This window comes from Undibacterium sp. TJN19 (genome assembly GCF_049339485.1).
Taxonomy (GTDB): Bacteria; Pseudomonadota; Gammaproteobacteria; order Burkholderiales; family Burkholderiaceae_D; genus Undibacterium.
Genome location: NZ_JBMPPL010000001.1, coordinates 1,198,452 through 1,223,598, shown reverse-complemented (window position 1 = coordinate 1,223,598; position 25,147 = coordinate 1,198,452). Strand labels below are relative to the sequence as shown.

Below are 25,147 nucleotides of genomic sequence, written 5' to 3'. Positions count from 1 at the left end.
GTTGATAAAGGACCGGTGCAAGCTAGCTTACCCTATTGTCGGGCGCATACCTTTGTCACAAAGCCTCGCAATACCGACGTATTGCTGCGTTTTGTTTCGCGGTCTGCATCCCGAAAATAGGCCAATCTAGCCCGCACCCTTTGCTTCTTTTACTGCCGCATCTATTTACTACTGTCTTGCTTGTTGCCTCGCAGGGCGCGCTGCGCGCACCGTCCGGGCTTTCGCTGCCATGGTGCGCACGGTGCACCCTCTAAAACTGTCATGCAAATTTAATTCAAAACCATTCCAACTTGCCCATCTTACAACATTCCTATCATCAACCCTTGAGCGTCTGCTCTAATACATGCAGCTCATGATTGCATTCAGGGTTTTTAGTACGGTCGGCCGTGATCTTGCGTACTGCATGCAAGACGGTAGTGTGGTCGCGGCCACCGAACAGTTCGCCAATTTCTGGCAAACTTTTTTGCGTCAGTTCTTTGGCCAGGTACATCGCAATCTGGCGTGGTCTGGCGATATTGGCAGGACGTTTTTTTGAATACATATCGGCGACCTTGATGTTGAAAAAGTCGGCGACGGTCTTCTGTATGTTTTCTACGGAAATCTGGCGGTTCTGTACCGACAGCAAATCCTTCAACGCTTCCTTGACGACATCAATGGTGATTTCTTTGCCATGGAAACGGGAGTAAGCCAGAATCTTGCGCAATGCGCCTTCGAGTTCACGCACGTTGGAACGCAAATGCTTGGCCACAAAAAACGCCACGTCATCCGAAATATAGACACCTTCTGAATGCGCTTTTTTAAGCAAGATCGCCACGCGCATTTCCAGTTCTGGTGGTTCGATCGCTACTGTCAGGCCAGAGTCAAAACGTGAAATCAGGCGGTCATCCATGCCAGTGATTTCTTTGGGATACGTATCACTGGTGATGATGATCTGTTTCTTGGCCGCAATCAGGGCTTCGAAGGCGTAAAAGAATTCTTCCTGCGTACGGCTTTTGCCGCCAAAGAATTGAATATCATCGATCAGCAATAAATCCAGCGAATGGTAATAACGCTTGAACTCATCAAAACCCTTGCGCTGGTAAGCGGTGACGACGTCACGCACATATTGTTCAGCATGGATGTAGCGGATTTTGGCATTCGGGTTGTCAACCAGTATCTGATTGCCGATAGCGTGTATCAAATGCGTCTTGCCCAGGCCCACGCCGCCATAAAGAAACAGCGGGTTATAAGATACGCCAGGGTTGTTGGCAACCTGTATGGCAGCGGCACGCGCCAGCTGGTTGGCCTTGCCGGTGACGAAGCTGTCAAAGGTCAGGTCGGAATTGATGCGGCTTTGTTCGCGGCGGGGTGACACTTCCGGCTGGGCCGGTTCGGACATCATTTCTGGCATCTGGCCTTGCGCATCCAGATCAGCGTTCAAACCTTGCGGGCGCGATGGTGCCGCAGCCGGCGCAGACGGTTTTTTGCTGCCGCGTGGATCAAGCACGAATTGCACTTCCACCTCATCATCCCAGAACTGGTTTGCCAGTTCAGAAATGCGGTTGGCGAACTGGGCCTTGACCCAGTCAAGCTTGAAACGGTTGGGCGCAGCGATACGCAGCTTGTTGTCCTCGAAATCGAGTGGGACAAGCGGTTTGATCCAGGCGCTATATTGCTGTGGTGGAAGCTCTTGCTCAAGTTGGGAAGAACAGGCCTGCCAGAAATTTTCCATGTATGACTTTAATTATTAAATGCAAATGCGCAGTGCCGGTTTAACATGCTGCTCAGAATGACAATCAGGATTGTAGCCAGATTGTAAACAAGAGTAGTTGTCGTAAAGACATAAAACGGTACTGCGCTAATCCGCTATTTTACCCCCGCCGGGCCGAGTTATCCACAGACTCTGCGTTAAATTTATTCTTTGCACTGCACCAGGCCGTAAAAGGCAGTTGATTAAATTTTGCGCTAAGTGATTGACACCCAAGCCAAAAATGGTGTCTAATTCAGGGTTCCCTACCCCTCTTTTATTGATGTGGTGCTAATTATCAGATTACTGGTAATGTGCTTTCACATGATGAGCAGCGGTTTTGGGGCAGTAAAGGCGAAAGGCCTGACGAAAATGTGCAAGCCGAGTCGCACCCAAGACAGCCTTTATCCGTAATTCCGATTTTTTTTATTGCTCAATTAGCGAGACCAACATGAAACGTACTTACCAACCTTCCGTCGTTCGCCGCAAGCGCACTCACGGTTTCCGCGCACGCATGGCAACCCGTGGTGGCCGCGCTGTTCTGAACGCACGTCGCGCCAAAGGCCGTAAACGCCTGGCGGCTTGATTTTAAGTTCTTGGTCTGCGGCAGCTTTGGCTGAAGGCGCATGATCAATAATTTAACTGACCCAGTTCAGGCAGGTGCAGGCGGTGCAGATTTTGCCCGCGTTCGGCGCATCGTTAAAACGGATGAGTTTTCATCCGTTTTTCGTTTGCGCCCTGTGCAAAAGACGACGCACTTTGTGCTGTATGCCAGAACCAACGATTTGCCGCATGCCCGCCTGGGCGTGGTAGCCGCCAAACGTTTTGCGCCACGAGCAGTGACGCGCAATACCATCAAGCGTGTTACCCGCGAAATTTTTAGGCAGGCAGCCTTGCTGAATGTGGATTGCATCGTGCGCTTGTCCAGACCTGTGAATAGCAAAGCCGGTCCTGCTACGACTGCCCAGCTCAAGCGTGAGCTCAGGGCGGAAATCTTGCGTCTGTTCGCTGCGCCAGCCTGCAAGGCAAATTAAGATGAAAACCCTGCTGCTCCTGTTGCTGAGATTTTATAAATTGGCAATTAGCCCGATGCTGGGGCAGAACTGTCGTTTTTATCCCAGCTGTTCTGACTATGCGGCAGAGGCAATAAAACAGCATGGCGCTGCCAAAGGCAGCTTGCTTGCGGGCAAACGTTTGTGCAAATGTCATCCCTGGCACCCCGGCGGTGTGGATCATGTGCCGCCCGCTAGTGAAAAAAAGCCAAGTGCCCCCACATCCGACAAGTGTTGCCACGATTCTGGCCACACTGGTCATTCTTCTCCCCTTTCCTGACATACACAAATGGATATCAAACGTACCGTCCTGTGGGTTATTTTCTCCATGTCGCTGTTGATGTTGTGGGATGGTTGGGCGCGCCATAACGGCAAGCCATCCATTTTCTCACCACAAGTAGCGCAAACAAAAAATGCCAGCACACCGGCGTCTGCTTCAGCTTCTGGTGCTGCTTCGACAACAAGTGCAGGCAATGCTGCCACGCCAGGTGCCACTGCGGCAGCAGCAGGCGATACAGCTGCCCCTGTCATCAAAAGTGAGCGCATTACTATTACCACTGACGTGGTCAAGGCCGATATCGACACCATCGGTGGCGAGCTGAAGCGTCTGGAATTGCTGAAACATAAAGATGGCACAGACCACACCCACAATGTGGTGTTGTTTGACGAATCTGCCAAGCGCACCTACCTGGCACAGACAGGTTTGCTGGGCGGCCCTTTCCCTAACCATAAGACCGGTTTCGTGGCAAAACCTGGTGTACGCACCCTGGGTGACGGCAACCAGGTGCAACTGGTGCTGGAAGCAGAACAAAACGGCGTCAAGCTGACCAAGACTTATACGTTCAAAAAAGGCGATTACATCATTGATGTGCGCCACGATGTCACCAACAACAGCACCGCAGCCATCAGCCCTTCGTTGTATCTGCAATTGCTGCATGACGGCACCAAACCTGAAAGCGGCGGCATGTTCTCTGGCAGTGGCGAATTTTATGCCCCTGCGGTGTATACAGAATCCGACAAGTTCCAGAAACTGGATTTTGAAAAAATCTCCAAAGGCACGGACAGCCATGCCAAAGAATCTGACAATGGCTGGGTAGCAATGCTGCAACATTTCTTTGTCTCTGCCTTTATCCCGCAAGACAAGACCAAGCGCGAAATATTTACCAAGAAGGTTGATGCCAACCTGTATGCAGTCGGCAATGTCCTGCCTATGGGTACAGTAGCGCCAGGTGCCACGGTATCGATGAATGCGCGTTTGTATTCCGGCCCGCAAGAGTCTGCCAAACTGGAAGCGATTGCACCAGGCTTTGAACTGGTCAAGGATTATGGCGTGTTGACCATCATCGCCAAGCCTTTGTTCTGGGTCATGGAACAAATCCACAAGATGCTGGGCAACTGGGGCTGGACCATTGTGGTCTTCACCATTGCCATCAAATTGGCCCTGTTCCCGCTGTCTGCTGCAGGTTATCGCAGCATGGCAAAAATGAAAGTGGTCACGCCGAAGATGCAGGCAGTGCGCGAACGTTTCAAAAACGATCCGCAAAAAATGAACCAGGCGATGATGGAGTTGTACAAAACCGAGAAGATCAATCCTCTCGGCGGCTGCTTCCCTATCCTTATCCAGATGCCGGTTTTCCTGTCCTTGTACTGGGTCTTGCAAGCCAGCGTGGAAATGCGCGGCGCGCCCTGGGTGGGCTGGATTACTGACCTGACTTCACCTGACCCCTGGTATATCTTGCCAGCCGTGTATGCAGTTTCCATGTATATCACGACCAAACTCAACCCGGCGCCGGCTGATCCTATGCAGGCAAAGATGATGATGTTCATGCCTTTGATATTCTCGGTCATGTTCTTCTTCTTCCCGTCTGGCCTGGTCCTGTATTGGGTAGTCAACAATATTTTGTCGATTGCACAGCAATGGGTTATCAACAATAAATTGATCCCGCCTGAGCATAAAGCGCAAGCTTAAAGATTGAGCAAATGAGAAAGCCCGCAAGTTTGCTTGCGGGCTTTTTTGTTTTAGCAATTCCAATGTGGGTTGGGTTAGTGCGTAGGTTGGGCTACGGGGTATCAGCCCAACACCGGGCCTCAACAAACGTACACGATATTTAAGCGCCGAGTGTTGGGCTGGTAAACCGTAGCCTAGCGAGGCCCGGCCCAACCTACGAGAACAGGTAGTCCTGGCATCAACCCTGTCGCATTTCCGTCACAAACCAACAGACTAATTTGCACTCACAGAGTGCAAGCACAGATAGAATTTCAACATGATCTATGACCCCATTCCCATCGCCGCCATTGCCACTGCCCCCGGGCGCGGCGGTATTGGTGTAGTACGCATTTCCGGCAAAGACCTTGCTCCCGTCGTTGCTGCGCTGTTTGGCAATACCCAATTCAAGCCACGCCATGCCAGTTACCTGCCATTTACACAAAAAGATGGCAGCATCATTGACCAGGGCATCGTCATTTATTTCAAGGCACCGCATTCTTATACGGGTGAAGATGTGCTTGAACTGCAAGGTCATGGCGGCCCGGTCGTCATGCAGATGCTGCTGGCACGTTGTCTGGAAGCGGGCAAGGAAGCAGGTTTGCGGCTGGCAGAACCTGGTGAGTTTACCCAGCGCGCGTTTTTGAACGACAAGCTTGACCTGGCGCAGGCCGAGGCTGTGTCTGATCTGATCGAGGCATCGACCGAGGCAGCGGCAAAATCGGCATCACAATCCTTGTCGGGCGCGTTTTCCAAAGTCATCCATGCGCTGGTGGAAAAGGTCGTACACCTGCGCATGCTGGTCGAGGCCACGCTGGATTTTCCCGAAGAAGAAATCGACTTCCTGGAAAAATCGAATGCACGTGGCCAGTTGCTGACCATACAGGCCGCATTGCAAAAAGTGTTTGAGCAGGCAGCGCAGGGGGCTTTGTTGCGTGCCGGTCTGAATGTCGTGCTGGCAGGCCAGCCCAATGTCGGCAAATCATCTTTGCTGAATGTATTGGCGGGTGATGATGTTGCCATTGTCACGCCCATCGCCGGCACCACCCGCGACAAGGTGACCGAGACTATTCATATCGAAGGCATACCGCTCAATATCATCGACACTGCCGGTATACGCCATGAGCATGATGAACCGGAAGAAGGCCAGACCGTCAATGCCATCGATACGGTAGAGCGCATAGGCATAGAGCGCACCTGGGCTGAAGTCGAGAAGGCCGATGTCATTCTGCACCTGCTTGATGCCAGCCGTGGCCCGACACGTGCGGACGATGCCATCGTTGCGCGCTTCCCTGAGGGCGTGCCGGTGATCAGGGTCTGGAATAAGATAGACTTGTCCGGCCATCATGCCAGTGTGGACCTGATGTCAGATGCAACGCATATTTATTTGTCAGCACATGAACACGTGGGCATCGATTTATTGCGCCGGGAATTATTGCGCATCGCCGGCTGGGAACAAACCGGTGAATCCCTGTACCTGGCACGTGAACGGCATTTGATCGCCCTCAAGCATGCGCATGAGCATTTGCAAAATGCCGCTGAATACGCCGCGCAAAATGATCAGTCGCTGGATTTGTTTGCCGAAGAATTACGGCTGACGCAAGACCGCCTGAACAGCATCACCGGTGAATTTACATCTGACGATTTACTGGGCGTGATTTTCTCGCGTTTTTGCATCGGCAAATAAATCAGGCGAAACTGGTGCCGATGCGGTTTTCCAAATGCACGTTTTGAAGCGGATGTTCGCCGGGCGTTTATTTACCTTCTGCTGCCGTGCTGGAACCCGCCGCCACATCGGCAGTTTGCGGCGGGCTGGCAGGCTGGGGTTTCCACTGCGCTGCAAGCCGTCGTGATTCATCGATCTGGCTGGCATTCATCCTGCCCTGTATTTTCTTGCTGGCAGTTTCAGCGCTGATTTTGGCTGAGGGGTCAGAACCCTTCATGGCAAGCAGGTACCAGGTATCTATTTCTACCATCTGGCTGGCTGAATGCGGGTTCCTGTATTTGGATTGCAGCAAATCACCCATCCACACCTGTGCTTCAGGTACCTGGTTATTCGCCGCCAGCCGGATGAATTTTTCAGCCTCGGCAATATTTTTTTCACCGATGGTACCAGTCAGGTAGGCAACCCCCACTTTTAATCTGGCTTCGTTCAAAAACTGGTCATCATCTTTCAGACTAGATTTGGTGATCTGCAAAAATAACTGGGCAGCCTGTTGCGGGTCTTTTTTCAGCCCCGTGCCACTTTCATATAATTTGGCGAGATAGGATTTGCAATAAGGCAGTTCTTCTTCGCATTTCTTGAACCAGTAAAAGGCTTTGTCGGGCCTGGCCTTCCACTTTGACTGATCAACATTGTCCTTGTATAAAAGGCCCAGACTGAGCTGTGCCACGACATCGCCATTTTCCGCCAGTGGCAGCCAGATTTTTTCTGCCTTGACCAGATTGCCATTTGCCCTTGCAGTTTCACCATCGTTATATTCCTGCCCCAGTGCTGCGGCGCTTGAAAACACATAAAGACAGGCGAAAAGTAAATGGTGCTTAAATGGCAACGGCAGCTTCATTATTGACCTTCAAAAGTAAATTTCTATCCGGGCGAAAAGGAATGAATCTTGAATCAGTAACTCTATTTAGCTTAATACTGGGGACTGTTGCTGCTAACCGTTATTGATAACAGTTAGCAAGCCCTAAGCTTAATATAATAATTTGCTAGTGATTCGTTTTTCAAGCCTTGCTGACAAAATAAACAGTTGAGGCGAGCGTGCGCGTCGCATGGATGTTGCAATCGACCTGCCAACAGACGGTGCGAGAAAATATCCTTGCATTCAATTGATGGCGATAGCCAGCAATCTGGGTTTTAAATCATCAACCAGTCGCTTACGGCTGGATTGATGATATTCAGCCGGAGAAAACCACATGGCGGCTTCACTGAACACATCGATGAGACTTAATAGATCTTTTGCCTCATTGCTGCTGAAATCCGTTTTGCTGCCATTGTCAGTCAGGTGAGTCAGCTTTTCCTGCAATATTTCTTTTTTTGCTATGGCGGCTTCTGAAACCGGGTTTGCCACGCACAAGCCAAAAGTGCCCGACAAAAAATGCTGCCACGAAAATTCTGCGCGTGCTGTCAGGCCAGCACTGACAGGCGTGCCGTCGGCCAGAAAACACTCTGGCAGCTGCCATAGATGACGGTTCAGATCAGTCAGTGCGACGATAAATTTTTGCATGAATTCTTGTCTGGCATGTGCCGGTGCCGCGGTAACGCCATAGTCTGCAATCAACTGTTGCGCTTTATTGAACCAGATGCGATGCGCTGGATGAAAATAGTCGCCAGCACTGGTTTGAAAAGCATCCATTTCACCAAAAACTGCCGAGCATATGGTCGCATTTTCAGTCACTACATACGATGGTGCAGGCAGCAACTGCGCCTTTATCAACGCATCAATTTCAGCTTCTGTGCTGTCGCAGGCTGCGGCAAATCGGGCCTTGTTCAGATAATATTTTTTCAGGTAAAGATCAAGCTCAGACATCTGCTGTTTTCCCTTCTTTGGTTTTATTCAAAGTGGATGGAGATTCATCCATGCACGTGACGACTGTCTGCAGGTGCCTCGGCCCTCTCCAGCAAACCATAGTCACGCACCACGGCGGCGATGCGCAGGCGGTAATCTGCAAAGATATGTCCACGCCCTTGGCTTTGTGCAGCACGGTGTTCTTCGGTATTGCGCCAGTTGGCGACAGCAGCTTCGTCACGCCAGAAAGACAGGGACAAAATCTTGGCCGGATCACTCAGACTTTGAAAGCGCTCTATGGAAATGAAGCCATCCATTTCTTTCAGCAACGGTGCCAGTTGTGCGGCGATGCCCAGATATTCCTGCTTGTTGTCGGCATGCGGTATAACTTCAAAAATGACGGCGATCATGCTTGTTCCTTGATGTGATTGAAGACGGGGATACGACCATTCATTGATGGCTTGTATGCCCAGGTGAGTGTAGCAAAATCAATGGCTGGCGATGTGCTGAACAGCTGTTGTAATGCGGTGGCGACGATCTGTTCTGCGATATCCTGTCCTGGGCAAGCGTGGCGGCCATGGCCAAAAGTGAAGACGCGCCTGGCCTGGCGTTGCAGCACGAAACACTCCGCATCAGGGTTGGCATGCTCGTCACGGTTGGCTGCTGCCAGCAATACCACAATCACGTCGCCAGCCTGCAATGACTGACCGGCGATGGTGCATGACTGATGTACAAAACGGCGCGTATTTTGTACCGGCGCATCGTAACGGGCAACTTCGGCGACGAAATCAGGCCATGCTGCCAAATTCTGCTGGGCTTCCTGTTGTGCTTTCAGGTCAGGCAATAATTGCGGGTGTTGCTGTAGAGCGATCAGGCTATTACCCAGTAAACCAGTCGTGGCCTCATAAGTTTGCGATAACAAGCCGATCAGGTTCGCCAGCAGGGCATCGGCCTGTTGCCAGCCTTCGGCTTGTGCCTCGCTTTGTATCTTCGCTATAAAGCTGTTTTCTCCAGCATGACTGTCTTGCAGCAATTGCCTGAAACGCTTTTGCAAAGCGGCTGCGGCTGACTGGGCATTATCGATTTGACCGGAGGTGCTTAATGGCGACAGACAGCGCACAAAGTCTGCCATCCATAAGGCCAGTTGCGCCAGTTCTTCAGCCTGGAAACCCAGCTGGTCTGCCATGACATATACCGGTAAATCACTGATCCATTGTGTCAGTGCATTGCCACCGGCAAGCGCATGTTCACCGGCCAGTTGCCGCGCAAAAAATGCTGTGCGTTGGCTGACGCCGGATAAATCCAGATTGCGCAAAGAAGTCTGCATGACTTTTCTTGGCAAGGTGTGTGCCTGCCCTTCATTCATGCGTATCAGGTGAGAAAATATTTCACCAGCGCTGCCGCCGGCGATATTTTTTGGCACAGCTTCTGCCGCAGGCCGCACCGCGCAATGCGGGGATTCCAGTATTTCCTGCACCTCTGAGGCGCGGCTGGCTAGCCACAAGCGCTGCTCCTGATCATAGCCAAGTGCGCCTGCCTCACGCAAGCTGGCGTAATAGGGGTAGGGGTTTGCATGACAGGCAGCGTTCAGTAAATTGACAGGGGGAGTGGTGTGCATGAGCCGGGCCTTATCTCTCTTTGTGATTGGGTATGGGTTTGAGTATAGGGCTTGTTTGTATGGGACAATTCGTCTACCATCAAACTATGAATGCAGACCAAATCGACAATCCTGACTATGCCGACACCCAGCTGGCGAGGCTGGCCGGGGCCATCGCCGAGCCGGCACGCGCCCGCATGCTGTGCAGCCTCATGGATGGCCGCGCGCGTACCAGTACCGAACTGGCCACCGTTGCTGAAGTGGGCACTTCCACTGCCAGCGTGCATCTGGGCAAATTGCTGGAACTGCATCTTGTCAATGTCGTGGCACAGGGCAAGCACCGTTATTACCAGCTGGCCAGCCCTGAAGTCGCCAATGCGCTGGAATCGCTATTGCTCATAGCAGGTTTGCCGCGCCCGCGCTTTGTACCGACCACACCAGACCGCCTGCGAAAAGCCCGTACCTGCTACGACCATATGGCCGGTGAAGTTGCCGTCGGTGTGCATGATTATTTATTGCAACAAGCCTGGGTCAAGCCGGTGAATGGTGACGATACCGCCTATGAGCTGACAGCGGAAGGTGTGAAGGCACTGGAAGAAATGGGTCTCGATATTGCCACCATCCGCAAGACCAGGCGACGTTTTGCCTGTTCCTGCCTGGACTGGAGTGAGCGCACACCCCATCTGGGTGGGGCATTGGGAGCGGCTTTGTTGAACCTGCTGCTCAGCCGTGCCTGGCTGGAGCGTGATCTCGATAGCCGTGCCCTGGGGCTGACTTTGAAGGGCAAGCGTGAATTTCAGAAAGTGTTTGCCTTGCAGACCTGAGTCGCTCTCAATGTGTTGCTCTGGTGGTAAAACCCTGCACAAAAAGCATAAGCAAATCCAAAAATCTTATCAAAGTGGCGTCTATATCACAGTTTTCGTATGGTAAGGTATGTGCAAACTGTTTCTACTATTTGCATCATGTGTCAATTACTTGGAATGAACTGCAATACCCCGACTGATATTGTTTTCAGTTTTACGGGTTTTGCTACCCGCGGCGGTTTGACCGATGAACATAAAGATGGCTGGGGTATCGCTTTCTTTGAAGGCAGCGGTGTTCGCCTGTTTGTTGATCATCAGTCGGCCGTGGAGTCGCCCGTGGCTGAACTGATCAAGCGTTATCCGATCAAATCCAAAAACGTCATCGCCCATATACGCAAAGCCACCCAGGGCCAGGTCAGCCTGGAAAACTGTCACCCGTTTGTCCGTGAATGCTGGGGGCGTTACTGGGTGTTTGCCCATAACGGTGACCTCAAAGAGTTTGCGCCTGTGCTCGATGGCAGCTTCCAGCCTGTCGGCAATACGGACAGCGAACAGGCATTCTGTTACCTGCTGCAACGCATGCGCAGGCATTTTGGCGAAATCTTGCCATCGGTCGAACAACTGGCCATCTTCATGCGGGAAATAACGACAGAAATTGCCAGCTATGGCACATTCAATATGATGCTGTCGAATGGTGAAGCCTTGTTTACCCATTGCTCCACCAAGCTCTACTATATCGTTCGCCAGCATCCATTTGCCACGGCAGCACTGACAGACGAAGATGTCGCGGTCGATTTTTCTGAACTGACCACGCCTGCTGACAAGGTCGCCATCATCGTGACAGAACCGCTGACCACCAATGAAAGCTGGACCCAGTGCGAAGCGGGCCAGATGCTGGTCTTTGCCGATGGTGACGTCATGCCGATACCACAGGAAACAGCATGAACCAGCGTCTGGTTGACCAGCTCGACACCAATCTTTTGCGGGTCTTGCATACGCTGCTGACAGAACGCAGTGTCACCCGCACCGCCATGAAACTGGGGCAGTCGCAACCGGCCATCAGCAACATGCTCAAGCGCCTGCGTGAAATAACGGGCGACGCCATCCTGGTGCGCGGCAAGAACGGCATGACAGCCACCGAGCGTGGCCAGGAATTATTGCTCCTGGCCCGCCAGGGCCTGAATGTACTTGAAAGCATCGCCAGCCCGGCACCGGCCTTCATGCCAGCATCAACACAAAGGATATTTCAACTCGGCGCACCGGATTACCTGAGCGCGCTGCTGATACCGCTCATTATAGAAAAACTGCGTGAACATGCGCCCTCCGCTGGCCTGACCGTGCATGCACTGAATGCCGGTTTTGACTATACGACTGCGCTGGAAACCGGCGAGCTTGATTGCGTCATCGGCAACTGGCCTGACCTGCCGCCGCATCTGCATCTGGCGCAGTTGTTTGAAGATGAAGTCGTCTGCATGGTCAACCGCAAGCACCCGGTTGTCAGCAAGGGTCTGTCGATCAAGCATTACCTGGAAATGGCTCACCTGGCTCCCACGCCCTACATGATGGGGCACCGCAGTATCATCGATAGCGCACTGGCAGAGCAGGGTTTAAAACGCAAGATACAGATGACCATCCCTTACTTTGGCATGGTGCCCTATGTCTTGTCACGCACCGACCTCATCTTCACCACCAGCCGTAGCTTTGCCGTGCAATGCGCAAAAGACTGGCCAATCGAAGTCTTGCCCATGCCAATCACGGTACCAAAGATGAAGTTCTTCATGCTCTGGCATGAGCGTGCGCACGCAGCGGCAGAAGTCCAGTGGTTACGGCGCATAGTGGCCGAATGTTCGGCCAAGGTGATAGTGTAGTTTTTCGCCTTCCTCTGAGCTCTGAAATGGAAGGCGAAAGCATGTGGACTCTAAAAAGTCTTCTTTACATTAACCCGGCACCTTACCTTCGACACCTTCGACGTAAAAATTCACGTCATGCAGGAACTTGTCGTCAGCAACAATATCTTTGCCCAGCACTTCCTTGCCGGTGTTGTTCTTGATCGGGCCTTTCCATATCGGGGCAGTGCCATCGATGACGCCCTGGCGTTTGTTGGCAATAAGTTTTTTCACGTCTTCAGGCAGGCTGGCGTTGAAGGCTTTCAGGTCTATCATGTTTTCTTTCAGGCCCCACCAGATTGTGCCTGATGTCCATTTGCCTTCCAGGGCTTCGCCGACACGCTTGTTGTAGTACACGCTCCAGTCAATGACGGATGCCGCCAGATGGGCTTTAGCACCATAACTGCTCATGTCGCTGTCCCAGCCAAACGCATAGACGCCTTTTTCTTCTGCGGTTTGTACGACAGCGGCAGAATCGGTATTTTGCATCAACACATCCACACCCTGGCCTATCAATGTCGTGGCGGCTTCGCGTTCTTTACCCGGGTCAAACCATTTGTTGACCCAGACTACTTTGGTTGTGGCTTTCGGGTTCACTGAGCGTGCGCCCAGCGTGAAGGAATCGATATTGCGCAGCACTTCAGGGATGGGCAGCGAGGCCACCACACCCAGCTTGCCTGACTTGCTCATCTTGCCTGCTGCCACACCGGCGAGGTAAGCGCCTTCATAAGTACGCACATCATATTGCGCGAGATTGTCAGCGGTCTTGTAGCCAGTGGCGTGCTCAAATTTCACGTCAGGAAAATCCTTGGCCACTTTCAGCATGGCTTCCATATAACCAAAGGTGGTGCCAAAAATCACTTTATTGCCCTGGCCTGCCAGGTCGCGTATGACGCGCTCGGCATCGGCGGCGCTTTCAGATATGCTTTCAACAAAAGTGGTTTTTACCTTGTCGCCAAATTTGGCTTCGACCGCTTTGCGGCCCGCATCATGCGCAAATGTCCAGCCTGCATCACCGACCGGGCCGACATAAATGAATGCCACTTTCAAGGGTTCTGCTGCGGTTGGTGCGGCGGCACTGGCAGGAGCAGGGGCGGCCGCTGACGCGGCTGGCTTGGTTTCTTCTTTTTGGCCGCAACCGGCAAGACCGACAATCGCCAGCGACAGCGCGGCTGCCAGGGTTTTTCTACGAGAAATTTTCATGGAATGCATCCTCCGGTGATTGATAAAGAGTTTCTTGAAATAAAAACACAACACAATAATTCTTGCCCACATTTCCCCCAGCCTGCCTGGCCTGCCTAGCCTGGGCGGAAAGGCTTGCCCAGCGATGCCGGCATGTTCAGGCGTATCCAGTCCGGATTGCGCGAAATCAGCACCAGTACGACGATGGTGGCCACATAGGGCAGCATGGATAGTATCTGTGGCGGCACGGTAATGCCTATGGCCTGGAAGTAAAACTGCAAGATCGTCACGCTGCCAAACAATAAAGAACCCAGCAAGACGCGTGCCGGGCGCCAGGTGGCGAAGGTGGTCAGCGCCAGCGCTATCCAGCCGCGACCGGCCACCAGCCCTTCTACCCACATGGGCGTATAAACCACTGACAGGTAAGCACCGGCTATGCCACAGCATGCCCCGCTGAACAAGAGCGCCAGGTAACGGATTTTGCGTACCGGGTAACCCAGCGCATGCGCTGATTCAGGCGACTCTCCAACCGCGCGCAGTACCAGGCCGGCGCGGCTGCGATACAGGAACCAGACAATGGCCGCGCACAGGGCCAGGCCAAAATAGACGAACCCATGCTGGTCAAACAGGGCTTTACCCAGGAAGGGGATATCAGACAGGTAAGGTATGCCATGACTGCCAGCAGGCAAGGACTGTCCTGTCAGTGACTGCCCCATGAAGGCAGACAGGCCTGCGCCAAAGATGGACAAAGCCAGCCCGGTAGCGACCTGGTTGCTTGCCAATACCAGGGCCAGCCAGGCAAACAGGCTGGCCATCAGCATGCCGGCGATGGCGCCTGCGACAAAGCCCAGCCACGGCATATGGGTTTGATGGGCGACCGCAAAGCCGACGATGGCGGCTACCAGCATCATGCCTTCAGCACCAAGATTGAGCACGCCCGCACGTTCATTGATCAGCAGGCCCAGCGCAGCAATCAGCAAAGGTGTACCGGAATTGATAGAGGCGGCAATAAGAGCAGCAAAATTTTCCATGGTCGCTTATTTCTGCCAGCGCAGGCGGTAATTGATCAGGGTATCGCAGGCCAGCAACAGGAACAGCAACATGCCCTGGAACAGACCGGTGATGGCAGATGGCAAGCCCAGGCGCGATTGCGCCATCTCCCCACCAAGATAAAACAGCGACAAGATCAGGCCGCCAAAAATGGTGCCAATGGGATTTAACCTGCCGATAAAGGCGACGATGATGGCGGCAAAGCCATAGCCAGGCGATATCGATGGCAATACCTGCCCGATCGGCCCGGCCACTTCAAATGCCCCCGCCATGCCGGCGAAGCCACCAGATACCAGCAAGGAAACCCATAAGGCCTTGCGGCTGGAAAAACCGGCATAGCGCGCTGCCAGTGGCGCCATGCCACCAACCGTCAGGCGGTAACCGGCAAAACTGCGGTAGACAAATACCGCCATCAGGCCGCTGGCCACCAGCATGACGAGAAAACCGATATGGATGCGGCTGCCCTGGAACAGGTGCGGCAACAGATAATCGCTGGAAAACACTTTGGATTGCGGGAAGTTCATGCCATTCGGGTCTTTCAGCGGACCATTGACGGCATACATCAGCAGCAGTTGTGCAATATAGGTCAGCATCAGCGATACCAGTATCTCGTTGGCATTGAAGCGGTCACGCAACAGGGCGGTGATGGATGCCCATGCTGCACCGCCAGCGATACCCGCCAAAGTCGCCAGCACCAGTACCATGCCGCCAGCCAGGCCAGGTGTACCATTGTCGAAGAACAGAATGGTGCTGCCTGCCGCCAGCCCACCGGCAATCAACTGGCCTTCTGCACCGATATTCCAGACATTGGCACGGTAACAGACCGATAAACCGAGTGCACACAAAACCAGCGGCGTGGTTTTCAGCAGCAATTCAGCAATCGCGGCTTTATTGCGTATGGGTTCCAGCAAAAATACCTGCAAGCCTGTCAGCGGGTTTTTGCCCATCGCCATGAAAAACAGGGCACCGAAAAATATGGTCAGCAACAATGCCAGTACTGGGGAAAAATAGGCCATGCTGCGCGAGCCGGCGGGGCGCAATTCCAGTTTAAGCATTCTTCACCCCGGCACGGCGGGTCTTGCCCAGTGACACGGTTTGCGCCGTTGTCCACTCTTCCCATAAACCGCTCATCCATAGCCCTATTTGTTCGCGTGTCGCACTGGCCGTGGCAACCGAAGGCGACAGGCGTCCCTTGGCAATCACATGCATGCGGTCACAGAGTTCAAACAATTCGTCCAGTTCTTCAGATATCACCAGCACCGCGCAGCCCGCATCTTTCAATTGCCGGATCTCGGCATGGATTTGTGCTGCGGCACCGACATCCACGCCCCAGGTAGGCTGGGCGACGATGAAGACATCAGGCTTGCGTGCCATTTCGCGGCCGACGATGAATTTTTGCAGGTTACCGCCAGACAGGCTGCGCGCCAATGCGGCAGGGCCGGATGCCTTCACACGAAAACGGCTGATGATATCCGCCGCAGCTTGCATGGCATGCCTGAAATTGATCATGCCATTGCGCACGAACGGTGCGTGCTGGTGCGACAGCAGCATGTTGTCGGTCAGGCTCAGATCTGGCACGGCACCGCGCCCCAGCCGTTCTTCCGGTACCAGGCTCTGGCCCAGTTGACGGCGCTCTTCCGGCCCGAGGTTACCGACGGGCTTGCCCTTGAGCTGTATCATCTGCGGCCTGGCACGGCGGTCTTCGCCCGACAGGGCTGACAGCAGTTCTTGTTGGCCATTGCCAGAAACACCCGCAATGCCAACGATTTCACCGCCAAACACTTCAAGGTCAATCGCATCGAGTGCGGTGGCAAATGCATGGGCTTTCGGCAGACTCAGCTGTTTGATCAGCAGGTGGGAGTCGCCTAAAGTGGTGTCGCTGGTGTGGGTGGATGGTGGCAGGTCTGCCCCTATCATCATGCGTGACAGACTGGCGGCAGTTTCCTGCGCCGGGTCACAATGTCCGCTAACTTTACCGGCACGCATGACCGTGGCGGAATGACAGAGTTCGCGGATTTCATCGAGCTTGTGGCTGATGTATAAAATGCTGCATCCCTCTGCTGCTATCTTGCGCAGGGTGATGAATAAGGTTTGTACTGCCTGGGGTGTCAATACCGAAGTCGGTTCATCGAGTATCAGCAACTGTGGTCTGGTCAGCAGGGCGCGGACAATTTCCACACGCTGCCTTTCGCCGACTGACAGGGTATGCACATGGCGGTCCGGTTCCAGTTCAAGACCATAATTGTCACCAGTCTGGCGGATTTTTTCTGCCAGCGCCAGCATGTCTACGCCAGCTTCCAGGCCCAGGGCAATGTTTTCGGCCACGGTCAAGGTATCAAACAGGGAAAAATGCTGGAACACCATGGCAATGCCGAGCTTGCGTGCATCTTGTGGCGTGGCAATTTTCACTTCCTGGCCATTCCAGCTGACGCTGCCTGAATCCGGTTTGACTGCACCAAAGATGATCTTCATCAGCGTGGATTTGCCAGCGCCATTTTCACCCAGTACGGCGTGGATTTCGCCCGGTGCCACCGTCAGATTGACACCATCATTGGCGACGACAGCAGGATAGCGCTTGCAGATATCAGTCAGTACTAATCGGGGCAGCGTTGGTGCAGCAGGATTCACTTTGACCTTTCCATCCGGTTTGATATTCAAGAGTAAGGAGCAAGCCCGCCAGCCAGCATCACGCGAAAGACATGGTGGACATTTGCATGACATTATAAGTGGCTCGACTGCACAAATTCAAAATCTCTGTGTCATTTGCAGACGCCACAATAAATCCGGTTTTTGGGGGGAGAGATGAGGGTGGAAGAAAATGCCTGATTTATCCGCATTGCTGGCGAGTCGTTGTTTTCCGGCATCATATAAAACCATGCCAGCAAAACCATGCCAACTGGCCGTCAGCAGCTTTGGCTGGCTGCGGTTAGAATTGCTGGCATGAGTCATTCCAGTGTTGACGGTGAATACCATGATCAAGCAAACGGCCTTTCGTGATGATGCCCGCTTCTGGCGCAGCCCCTTGCTGCCGGATGCTGAAATGTTGACCGCAGAATATTTCGCCCAGGAATTTGCACCGCACTGGCATGAAAGCTTTTCCATTCCAGTCATACAATCCGGTGCACAAACCTATCGCTATCGCGGCGCGCGTTGCCTGGCAGCCGTGGGTTGCATCGCTGCCATCAATCCGGGCGAAATCCATACTGGCGAAAGGGCTACCGAGCATGGCTGGGCCTATCGGGCTTTCTACCCCTCGGTGGCCTGGATGCAGCAACTGGCTTCGGACATGGCAGGTAAAGATAGCGGTGCGGATGCCGGCGTGCCCTGGTTGCCTGATGGAGCAATCGAAGATGTAGAAGTTGCCAGGCAACTGGCATTGGCACATCGCATGCTGGAAAGCGGCAACGATGCCCTGGCTGCAGAAAATGCACTGACAGCAGGCTTTGCCCTGTTGCTGTCACGCCATGCACGCACCCGGCCAGTTGTGCAGGCCGTGTTACCCGACGCCGTGCGGGTAGAAATGATGAAAGCCAAATTAAGCGAAAACATGAGTGAAGCCTTGAGTTTGTCCGAGCTGGCGAAAGAAGTGGGTCTTTCTTCTTTTTATGCGGCGCGGCTGTTCTCACGCAGCACTGGCATGCCACCGCATGCCTGGCGTAACCAGTTAAGACTGAACCGGGCACAAAGCCTGTTGCGGCAAAATCTGTCTGTGACCGATATTGCCAGCATGACCGGTTTCACCGATCAAAGCCATTTCACCCGGCATTTCAAGCGAGCCTATGGGGTGGCACCAGGGCGTTGGCGGTTATAATTATCAATTTGGCATTTAAATCCTGATTTTCTCAAAAGCGCAAGATCGTACAAGCGCTATTTGCATCAACAAGGCAAGATTCCATTTCAATAGCAAAAGGAATCCCTTCATGTCATCAATGTCAGCGCAGGCTGCCTCTTCAACCACTTCAGCCGCCCTGGCCACACGGCGTAGCAGTTTTACTGCCGGTGCCCGCGATACCTTGCCCATGCTGGTTGGTGCAGCGCCGTTTGGCATGATCTTTGGTGCACTGGTGGCAACCGCCCAGATGGCCGCATGGCAAGGGCAACTGATGTCGCTGGGTGTATTTGCCGGTTCCAGTCAGTTTATCGCGGTTGGCCTGATTGCCGCGCATACCGGGGTACTGGTGATCTGGCTGGCGACTTTTATCGTTAATCTGCGGCATATGCTGTATGCGGCTTCACTGATGCCGCATGTGCGCCATTTGCCGCGCCGCTGGCGCTGGGCACTGGGGTTTTTGCTGACAGATGAAACTTTTGCCGTGGTTGACCGTTTTTATCGCCAGCATCCCGATACGGCTTTTGGGCACTGGTATTTTCTTGGCTCCGGTCTGTCCATGTATATTAACTGGCAGTGCTGGACACTGGTCGGTTTGTTGTTTGGTGCGATTTTCCCTCAATTGCAGACCCTGGGCCTGGATTTTGCGATGGTGGCGACCTTCATCGCCATCGTGGTGCCGCAACTGAACCGGCGGCCACATTTTGCGGCGGCGGTGGCTGCTGGCAGCATGGCTTATCTGTTACAGGGTCTGCCCTATAAACTGGGTTTGCTGGTGGCCATCACTATCGGTGTCATCACTGGCTTGCTGTTGTCCCATCTGGAAGGCAAGCGCTCTGCCAGCGGGGAGCAGGCATGAATACGACCCTGATCATCCTGGGCATGGCCATCATCACCTTTCTGATCAAGGCCATCATCTTCATATTGGGTGACCGCATAGTTTTTTCTGATTTGATGAAAAAAGCCCTGGGCTTTGTGCCTGTTACCGTGCTGACGGCGATTATCGTTCCCATGATACTGGCACCGCATGGGCAGGGCATGGAGCTGAGTTGGCGTAACCCGCAACTGGTAGCGGCCACCGTAGCCATCGGTGTCTGCGCTGTCACCCGTCATCAGTTGTGGACCATCATTGCCGGTCTGGCGGTATTTTTTAGCTGGCAATTCATGCTGGCCTGACAAGCTTGTTGAGGCGAATTTGGGTTGATTTTGGTTGATCTGGGCTGATCTTTGTTGCAGTAGTAAGATGTCAGACTTTGATTTCCCGGAATGATCAGCAAAAACCATGAAATACGATTTCAGCCCTGTCAATGCAGCGATGCAAAAATACGTAGACCGGCAAATCATTGCCGGTGTTTCCACCGCTGTGCTCAGCGGACGTGAACTGGTACATCAAAGCTGCACAGGCTGGGCAGACCGTGAAAACCAGATCGCCATGCGTGAAGACCATCTGTTCCGCGTCTTTTCCAATACCAAGCTGGTGACTTCCATTGCCGTTTTACTGCTGATGGAAGACGGCAAGCTGCGGCTTGACGATGCGGTAGAAGAATATCTGCCGCAACTGGGTAAGCGCCAGGTACTGAAGCCTGGCGCCACGAGCCTGGTTGATTGCGAACCCGCACGTTCGCGTATCACCATACGGCAATTACTGAATCACACTTCCGGCCTCAGTTATGGTCTGCTTGATCATGGCACGCTGATGTACAAGGCCTATAACGAGAGACGGGTATTGAATGCCTTTCAAACCCTGGCCGAGATGATTGATGTTCTGGAAGAGTTGCCCCTGAGTTTTCATCCGGGCGAGGCATGGGAATATTCCATTGCTACCGATGTACTGGCAAGGGTGATTGAAGTCATCAGCGGCAAGCCTTTTGATCAGTTCCTGCAAATGCGCATATTGAATCCCCTGGCCATGCACGACACCAGCTTTGTCGTGCCTGAACATAAAATCGAACGTCTGGCGGCCTATTATGCCGGCAGTGACCCTGAAAATATCCTGCAAAGAGGTTTGCGCAGACTGGATAAATCGCCTTATCCCGGTGCCTTTGTCACGCCAGTTGCGCGTTTGTCGGGCGGTGGCGGCCTGGTGTCGAGCATGAGTGACATGCTGGCCCTGATGCGCAGCCTGATGCCAGGCGGCGATACCATCCTTAGACCAGAGACTATCGCACTGATGATGCAAAATCATTTACCGGCTGGCACCGGTATTGCCTTCCCGGGTGTGGGGGCTGTGCCAGGCAAAGGCTTTGGCCTGGGTGGTGCGGTGACCTTGCAGCCATCTTCCATCGACCCGCCGGCATCGACAGGCGAATTTGAATGGGGTGGTATTGCAGGTACGCACTGGTGGATATCACCACGCCATAATATTGCTGGTGTGTTGATGACACAAAGATTGATGAGTTTCTGGCATCCGTTTTCTTTCGATTTCAAGCGACTCAGTTATGCAGCGCTGGGCCTGGGATAAAGATGGGATGTAAAGATTTCATCGCATTGACATCGCGCATCGTTACACTAGCTTCCTGAATCAATAACTTAAATCAGTAAATCAGATCAGCAACCTGAATCAACAATCTGAATTAACAACCTCAATCAGCCAGGCAAAAGCCAGCCATTCCCTCAGGCATTCATCAATGGAGAAAATAATGATCAACAACACAGCACATCGACTGTGCGGGTTTGCGGCAATGGCCGGCATGCTTGTGCTTGCCGGCTGTAGCAATATGGCAATGCAGCCAGATCAGTCTGCGGCAAAAATACAGACGAGCTGGGTCGTCCTGGGTGAACAAGGTCAGGCGATTGCCCGAGCCGTCACCACTGACACCGTGTGCCCGGTACTGACACAGGATGGCGTCGCGCAAACCATGAGCCTCAGGGCGCCGGCAGAAACCATCGCCTTACGCAAAACTGGCAGCACGCCTGAGCAAAGCAAGCCATCGGCTTTTCCTGTGCTGACTTGTGAAGCGCCGATCAAGCCGGACACCAAGGCAGCCAATATTGCCGGGCGTATATTGGCTTTACCAAAAAATGTAGCGCAAAAAATTATCGTGTTTGGTGATACTGGCTGCCGCTTGAAAACCAATGATGATTATTTTCAGTCCTGCAATGACAGCGAAAAATGGGCTTTCCGCCAGATGGTAGAAATGGCGGCCACATTTAAACCAGATCTGGTCGTGCATGTCGGTGATTACCATTACCGCGAAAATGCCTGCCCCGAAGGTAATAAGGAATGTGCTGGAAGTCCCTGGGGTTATGGCTGGGATACCTGGCAGGCAGATTTTTTTAATCCGGCAGCCACTTTATTAAAGAGCGCACCCTGGGTAATGGTGCGTGGCAATCACGAAAGCTGCACCCGTGCCGGGCAAGGCTGGTGGCGTTTGCTGGACCCACGTCCTTTGCAAAAAGGCCGTGACTGCAATCTCGAACAGGATGACCTGCGTGGCGATTACAGTGAACCCTATGCGGTTCCTCTGGGTAAAATGGGCAGTGAACAGGCGCAACTGATCATCTTTGACAGTGCGAAAGTACCTAACAAGGTGTTGGCCAAAACTGATGCGGCCTACGCGATTTACATGGATCAATTCAAAACTGTGAACCGTATGACAGAAGCGGCTGATTTTAATCTCTTTCTGGATCATCACCCGGTGCTGGGTTTTGCTGCCGAATTGAAAAAGGGTGAGAAAATGAAAATCTGGCCAGGCAACCTGGCCTTGCAGGATGTCATGCAAAGCCTGAACGGCACGCGCCTGTTCCCGGCCAAGGTACAGGCAACATTGGCAGGGCATGTACATATATTCGAAGCCCTTACTTTCAGCAGCGGTCAGCCCACGCAATTTGTGACCGGCAATGGTGGTTCTTCGCTGGATATTCCTTTGCCAACGCCCATCGCTGCTGACCTGACACCTTACACAGGTGCCAGGGTTGATCATTTCAGCAATTCAAATTCAGTTGGGTTTACTACGCTGGAGCGCGAAGCCAATGGCTGGAAAGTACAGGCCTGGGATAAAAATGGCAAGCTGATTACCAAGTGCATGATGCAGAACCAGAAAACGGATTGCAAGGCCATGACACCTTGATAGTTTATTTTTTGTATAGACGGGGCAGATATCTGCTCCGTTTTTGTTTGTGCTTTGTTGCCATGTCATAAAACTGTCATCTTTTATACATCTGGCGGTCATATCTGCTTCATACACTTGCGGGTTTTCTACCCACCAAGTCCCTGGAAGGCAAATGATGAATCGCAAGCAACAACAATTTTCCATGCAAATCATGGCAGCGCAAGTTTTGCTGGCAATAAGCTGCATGGCGCAAAACAGCGCCCATGCGCAGGCCACTACTTCTGCGGAAACGCCGCCAGAATCCCCTTCTGCGCTTGATGCCAATGCGATTAAATCACAGGTTGTTATCACTGGCTCTGCCGTCGGTAACCGTGCACCGGTACAGACTTCCCTGAAAGCCACTCAGCCACAGTCCGTCATTACTGCCACCTTCATCGAACAATCCGTGACCCCGCTGGCCGATTTTAATGCAGTGGCGCGCATCGCGCCGAGCATCGGTTCCGGCGTTTCTCCAAATGGCCCAGGCCTGGCAGAAACCAAGGTCACACTGCGCGGCTTCCAGGATGGTGAATACAATATTACCTATGATGGCATTCCCTTTGGTGACACTAATAATCCCACGCATCATTCAACCTCTTATTTCCCTGCGCGTATCATAGGCGGCATGGTCATAGAGCGCGGTCCCGGCAATGCCAGCAATCTTGGTCAGGCAACATTTGGTGGCTCCATCAATCTGTTTTCCAAAGAGCTGTCGCACGATTTTCATTTCACCCCTTATGCAACTTTTGGTTCATGGAATACCAAGATGCTGGGCGTGCAGCTTGATAGCGGCATCACTTCCCATTTTGGTGACACCCGTTTCATGTTCAATGGCTCGCGCCTGACTACGGATGGCTATCTGACTTACAGCGCAGTGACCGAAGACAATTATCAATTCAAGTTGCAGCGCAGTCTGGGTAAAGACACGACGATCACCGTATTTTCTACGTATAACAAAATCACCAGCTACACCCCTGACAAAGGTGGTGTGACCCTGAGCCAGGTTGCCCAGTTTGGTAAAAACTATGCCTTGAACAATGACCCGACCAGTCAAAATTATTTTGGCTATAACTTCAATAACAAGGGCACGGATTTTGACTACATTCGCCTGCAATCCAAACTGGCAGGCTGGGATGTTGATAACAATCTGTATACCTACTCGTACACCAACGATACCTATTCCGGACAAGATGCCAGCGGCGCAACGGCGAACGGGACAAAATCCGGCCCAACGGGAAACAAGAATGTCCCTGGTTATAACAAGCTCAATGCCTACCGCGTCAATGGCGATATCCTGAAGGCGACCAATAATTTCGATGCAGGTTTGTTGCGTGTGGGCGTCTGGCTGGAAAGCGCCAATACCAATCGTCACACTTATGACCTTGACTGGACCTTGGGTGCACCCAATCCGAAGGAATCGACTGCGCCAAAAAATGTATCGTATGATCAGCGTTCTTCATGGAAGCAATATCAGCCATTCATTGAATTTGAATGGAATGCCATGCCTGATCTGACCATCACGCCGGGCTTGAAATACATGAACTTCAGACGCTCACTCGATGCCACCGTCAATCAGACTACGCGCATCCCTACCACGGCAGACCAGACTTACACATCGACCCTGCCTTTCCTGACTGCCAATTACAGCATCAACAAGGAATGGTCAACCTATGCACAGATCGCCAAAGGTTTCCTGGTCCCTGACCTGTCGATGTTCTATGTGAATAATCCAAATCTGAGCACGCCCAAGCCACAGACTTCGACCAATTACCAGTTCGGTGCCGTGCATCAATCCAAAAACCTGACGCTGGATGCCGATGTGTATTACATCGATTTCAATAACAAGATTGCCTCGACCGGGAATGGTAATGATGTCGTCTATTACAACCAGGGCGGTGTGATCTACAAGGGTGTGGAAGCGGCGGCGACTTATTATGTGGGCGCAGGTTTCTCCCTGCACGCGAATGCCTCACTCAATAGCGCCAAAACCAAGGACACCGGTTTGCAGGTCGCCAAGGCACCAGATACGACTTCAGCCTTTGGTGTGTTGTACAAGGCGAATGGCCTGTATGGCTCGCTGATCGCCAAGACGACAGGGACGCAATATGCAAAGGATGGCGAACCTGCCGCGTATAAAATCGCTTCTTACACAACGACAGATCTGACCCTGGGTTACCGCTGGAAAGCGGATATGGCCATGATGAAAAACATCAAGGCACAAGTGGGTATCAGTAACCTGTTCGACAAGCAGGATGTGACTTCGGTTTCTGCCAACAGCAAGGGTGTGCAGTTTGATCAATACACCTTTGTACCGGCACGCAGCTGGAGTTTTTCTGTGAGTGCAGATTTTTAAGTAACGCCCATTTTTTTGCACCATTTTGGCAACGGCAGGCGCTTCGCGTCTGCCGTTTTTTGCATTTATGGCATTTGAAATGTCG

Annotated in this window: 24 protein-coding genes; 14 read left to right on the top strand and 10 right to left on the bottom strand. The window is 52.7% G+C overall.

Annotation, left to right across the window (positions count from 1 at the left end):
* Positions 1-316 precede the first annotated feature (316 nt).
* On the bottom strand, positions 317-1,711 hold the full coding sequence (gene dnaA / locus ACO0LH_RS05660; protein WP_422940064.1) for a chromosomal replication initiator protein DnaA: 1,395 nt from the start codon (positions 1,709-1,711) through the stop codon (positions 317-319).
* 466 nt (positions 1,712-2,177) lie between these two features.
* Between dnaA and rpmH the strand changes: the two genes are divergently transcribed.
* The 5 genes from rpmH (at position 2,178) to mnmE (ending at position 6,449) form a co-directional block, all read left to right on the top strand.
* Positions 2,178-2,312: a 50S ribosomal protein L34 gene (gene rpmH, locus ACO0LH_RS05655; protein ID WP_061535510.1), complete on the top strand. Its 135-nt coding sequence runs from the start codon at positions 2,178-2,180 to the stop codon at positions 2,310-2,312.
* A gap of 40 nt (positions 2,313-2,352) precedes the next feature.
* A complete protein-coding gene (gene rnpA, locus ACO0LH_RS05650; protein WP_422940063.1) occupies positions 2,353-2,760 on the top strand; it encodes a ribonuclease P protein component in 408 nt (135 codons plus the stop codon).
* Between the two features lies 1 nt (position 2,761).
* Positions 2,762-3,058, top strand: a complete 297-nt coding sequence (gene yidD, locus ACO0LH_RS05645; RefSeq protein WP_422940062.1) for a membrane protein insertion efficiency factor YidD — start codon at positions 2,762-2,764, stop codon at positions 3,056-3,058.
* A gap of 9 nt (positions 3,059-3,067) precedes the next feature.
* Positions 3,068-4,747 (top strand): membrane protein insertase YidC, encoded by a 1,680-nt coding sequence (gene yidC, locus ACO0LH_RS05640; RefSeq protein ID WP_422940061.1) that lies wholly within the window; start codon positions 3,068-3,070, stop codon positions 4,745-4,747.
* A gap of 295 nt (positions 4,748-5,042) precedes the next feature.
* Positions 5,043-6,449, top strand: a complete 1,407-nt coding sequence (mnmE, locus tag ACO0LH_RS05635) for a tRNA uridine-5-carboxymethylaminomethyl(34) synthesis GTPase MnmE (protein ID WP_422940060.1) — start codon at positions 5,043-5,045, stop codon at positions 6,447-6,449.
* A 67-nt stretch (positions 6,450-6,516) separates the two neighbouring features.
* Here the strand turns inward: mnmE and ACO0LH_RS05630 are convergent, their stop codons facing one another.
* The 4 genes from ACO0LH_RS05630 to ACO0LH_RS05615 form a co-directional block, all read right to left on the bottom strand.
* On the bottom strand, positions 6,517-7,326 hold the full coding sequence (locus ACO0LH_RS05630; RefSeq protein ID WP_422940059.1) for a tetratricopeptide repeat protein: 810 nt from the start codon (positions 7,324-7,326) through the stop codon (positions 6,517-6,519).
* A gap of 261 nt (positions 7,327-7,587) precedes the next feature.
* The gene (locus ACO0LH_RS05625) at positions 7,588-8,292 is read right to left on the bottom strand and encodes a DUF6058 family natural product biosynthesis protein (protein WP_422940058.1); all 705 of its coding nucleotides are present in this window, start codon (positions 8,290-8,292) and stop codon (positions 7,588-7,590) included.
* 44 nt (positions 8,293-8,336) lie between these two features.
* A complete protein-coding gene (locus ACO0LH_RS05620) occupies positions 8,337-8,681 on the bottom strand; it encodes an antibiotic biosynthesis monooxygenase family protein (RefSeq protein WP_422940057.1) in 345 nt (114 codons plus the stop codon).
* Positions 8,678-9,889 (bottom strand): cytochrome P450, encoded by a 1,212-nt coding sequence (locus tag ACO0LH_RS05615; protein WP_422940056.1) that lies wholly within the window; start codon positions 9,887-9,889, stop codon positions 8,678-8,680. Before ACO0LH_RS05615 ends, ACO0LH_RS05620 begins: the two co-directional genes overlap by 4 nt.
* A gap of 86 nt (positions 9,890-9,975) precedes the next feature.
* Here ACO0LH_RS05615 and ACO0LH_RS05610 point away from each other — a divergent pair, with 86 nt between their 5' ends.
* From ACO0LH_RS05610 to ACO0LH_RS05600, 3 genes are all read left to right on the top strand, one after another.
* A complete protein-coding gene (locus ACO0LH_RS05610) occupies positions 9,976-10,692 on the top strand; it encodes an ArsR/SmtB family transcription factor (RefSeq protein WP_422940055.1) in 717 nt (238 codons plus the stop codon).
* A gap of 138 nt (positions 10,693-10,830) precedes the next feature.
* Positions 10,831-11,616: a class II glutamine amidotransferase gene (locus ACO0LH_RS05605; protein ID WP_422940054.1), complete on the top strand. Its 786-nt coding sequence runs from the start codon at positions 10,831-10,833 to the stop codon at positions 11,614-11,616.
* Positions 11,613-12,539, top strand: coding sequence for a LysR family transcriptional regulator (locus tag ACO0LH_RS05600; RefSeq protein WP_422940053.1), 927 nt, complete (start codon positions 11,613-11,615; stop codon positions 12,537-12,539). Before ACO0LH_RS05605 ends, ACO0LH_RS05600 begins: the two co-directional genes overlap by 4 nt.
* Positions 12,540-12,608: 69 nt before the next feature.
* Here the strand turns inward: ACO0LH_RS05600 and ACO0LH_RS05595 are convergent, their stop codons facing one another.
* The 5 genes from ACO0LH_RS05595 to ACO0LH_RS05575 all read right to left on the bottom strand — a co-directional run bounded on the left by ACO0LH_RS05595 (position 12,609) and on the right by ACO0LH_RS05575 (position 17,762).
* A complete protein-coding gene (locus ACO0LH_RS05595; protein ID WP_422940052.1) occupies positions 12,609-13,760 on the bottom strand; it encodes a BMP family ABC transporter substrate-binding protein in 1,152 nt (383 codons plus the stop codon).
* A 95-nt stretch (positions 13,761-13,855) separates the two neighbouring features.
* Positions 13,856-14,770 carry an ABC transporter permease gene (locus ACO0LH_RS05590; protein WP_422940051.1) on the bottom strand — a complete coding sequence of 305 codons (915 nt, stop codon included), beginning with the start codon at positions 14,768-14,770 and terminating at the stop codon, positions 13,856-13,858.
* A gap of 6 nt (positions 14,771-14,776) precedes the next feature.
* Positions 14,777-15,844, bottom strand: a complete 1,068-nt coding sequence (locus tag ACO0LH_RS05585) for an ABC transporter permease (protein WP_422940050.1) — start codon at positions 15,842-15,844, stop codon at positions 14,777-14,779.
* Positions 15,837-17,417: an ABC transporter ATP-binding protein gene (locus tag ACO0LH_RS05580; protein ID WP_422940049.1), complete on the bottom strand. Its 1,581-nt coding sequence runs from the start codon at positions 17,415-17,417 to the stop codon at positions 15,837-15,839. Before ACO0LH_RS05580 ends, ACO0LH_RS05585 begins: the two co-directional genes overlap by 8 nt.
* Positions 17,418-17,534: 117 nt before the next feature.
* Positions 17,535-17,762, bottom strand: a complete 228-nt coding sequence (locus tag ACO0LH_RS05575; RefSeq protein ID WP_422940048.1) for a hypothetical protein — start codon at positions 17,760-17,762, stop codon at positions 17,535-17,537.
* Here ACO0LH_RS05575 and ACO0LH_RS05570 point away from each other — a divergent pair.
* From ACO0LH_RS05570 to ACO0LH_RS05545, 6 genes are all read left to right on the top strand, one after another.
* Positions 17,761-18,600 carry an AraC family transcriptional regulator gene (locus ACO0LH_RS05570; protein ID WP_422940047.1) on the top strand — a complete coding sequence of 280 codons (840 nt, stop codon included), beginning with the start codon at positions 17,761-17,763 and terminating at the stop codon, positions 18,598-18,600. The genes ACO0LH_RS05575 and ACO0LH_RS05570 overlap by 2 nt on opposite strands.
* Before the next feature lie 118 nt (positions 18,601-18,718).
* Positions 18,719-19,477, top strand: a complete 759-nt coding sequence (locus ACO0LH_RS05565; protein WP_422940570.1) for an AzlC family ABC transporter permease — start codon at positions 18,719-18,721, stop codon at positions 19,475-19,477.
* On the top strand, positions 19,474-19,794 hold the full coding sequence (locus ACO0LH_RS05560; RefSeq protein ID WP_422940046.1) for an AzlD domain-containing protein: 321 nt from the start codon (positions 19,474-19,476) through the stop codon (positions 19,792-19,794). The genes ACO0LH_RS05565 and ACO0LH_RS05560 overlap by 4 nt, the downstream gene beginning before the upstream one ends.
* Before the next feature lie 106 nt (positions 19,795-19,900).
* The gene (locus ACO0LH_RS05555; RefSeq protein ID WP_422940045.1) at positions 19,901-21,079 is read left to right on the top strand and encodes a serine hydrolase domain-containing protein; all 1,179 of its coding nucleotides are present in this window, start codon (positions 19,901-19,903) and stop codon (positions 21,077-21,079) included.
* A gap of 178 nt (positions 21,080-21,257) precedes the next feature.
* Positions 21,258-22,688, top strand: a complete 1,431-nt coding sequence (locus ACO0LH_RS05550) for a metallophosphoesterase family protein (RefSeq protein ID WP_422940044.1) — start codon at positions 21,258-21,260, stop codon at positions 22,686-22,688.
* A 157-nt stretch (positions 22,689-22,845) separates the two neighbouring features.
* Entirely contained in the window at positions 22,846-25,062 is a 2,217-nt protein-coding gene (locus tag ACO0LH_RS05545) for a TonB-dependent receptor (RefSeq protein WP_422940043.1), read from the top strand.
* The last annotated feature ends 85 nt before the right edge of the window (positions 25,063-25,147 follow it).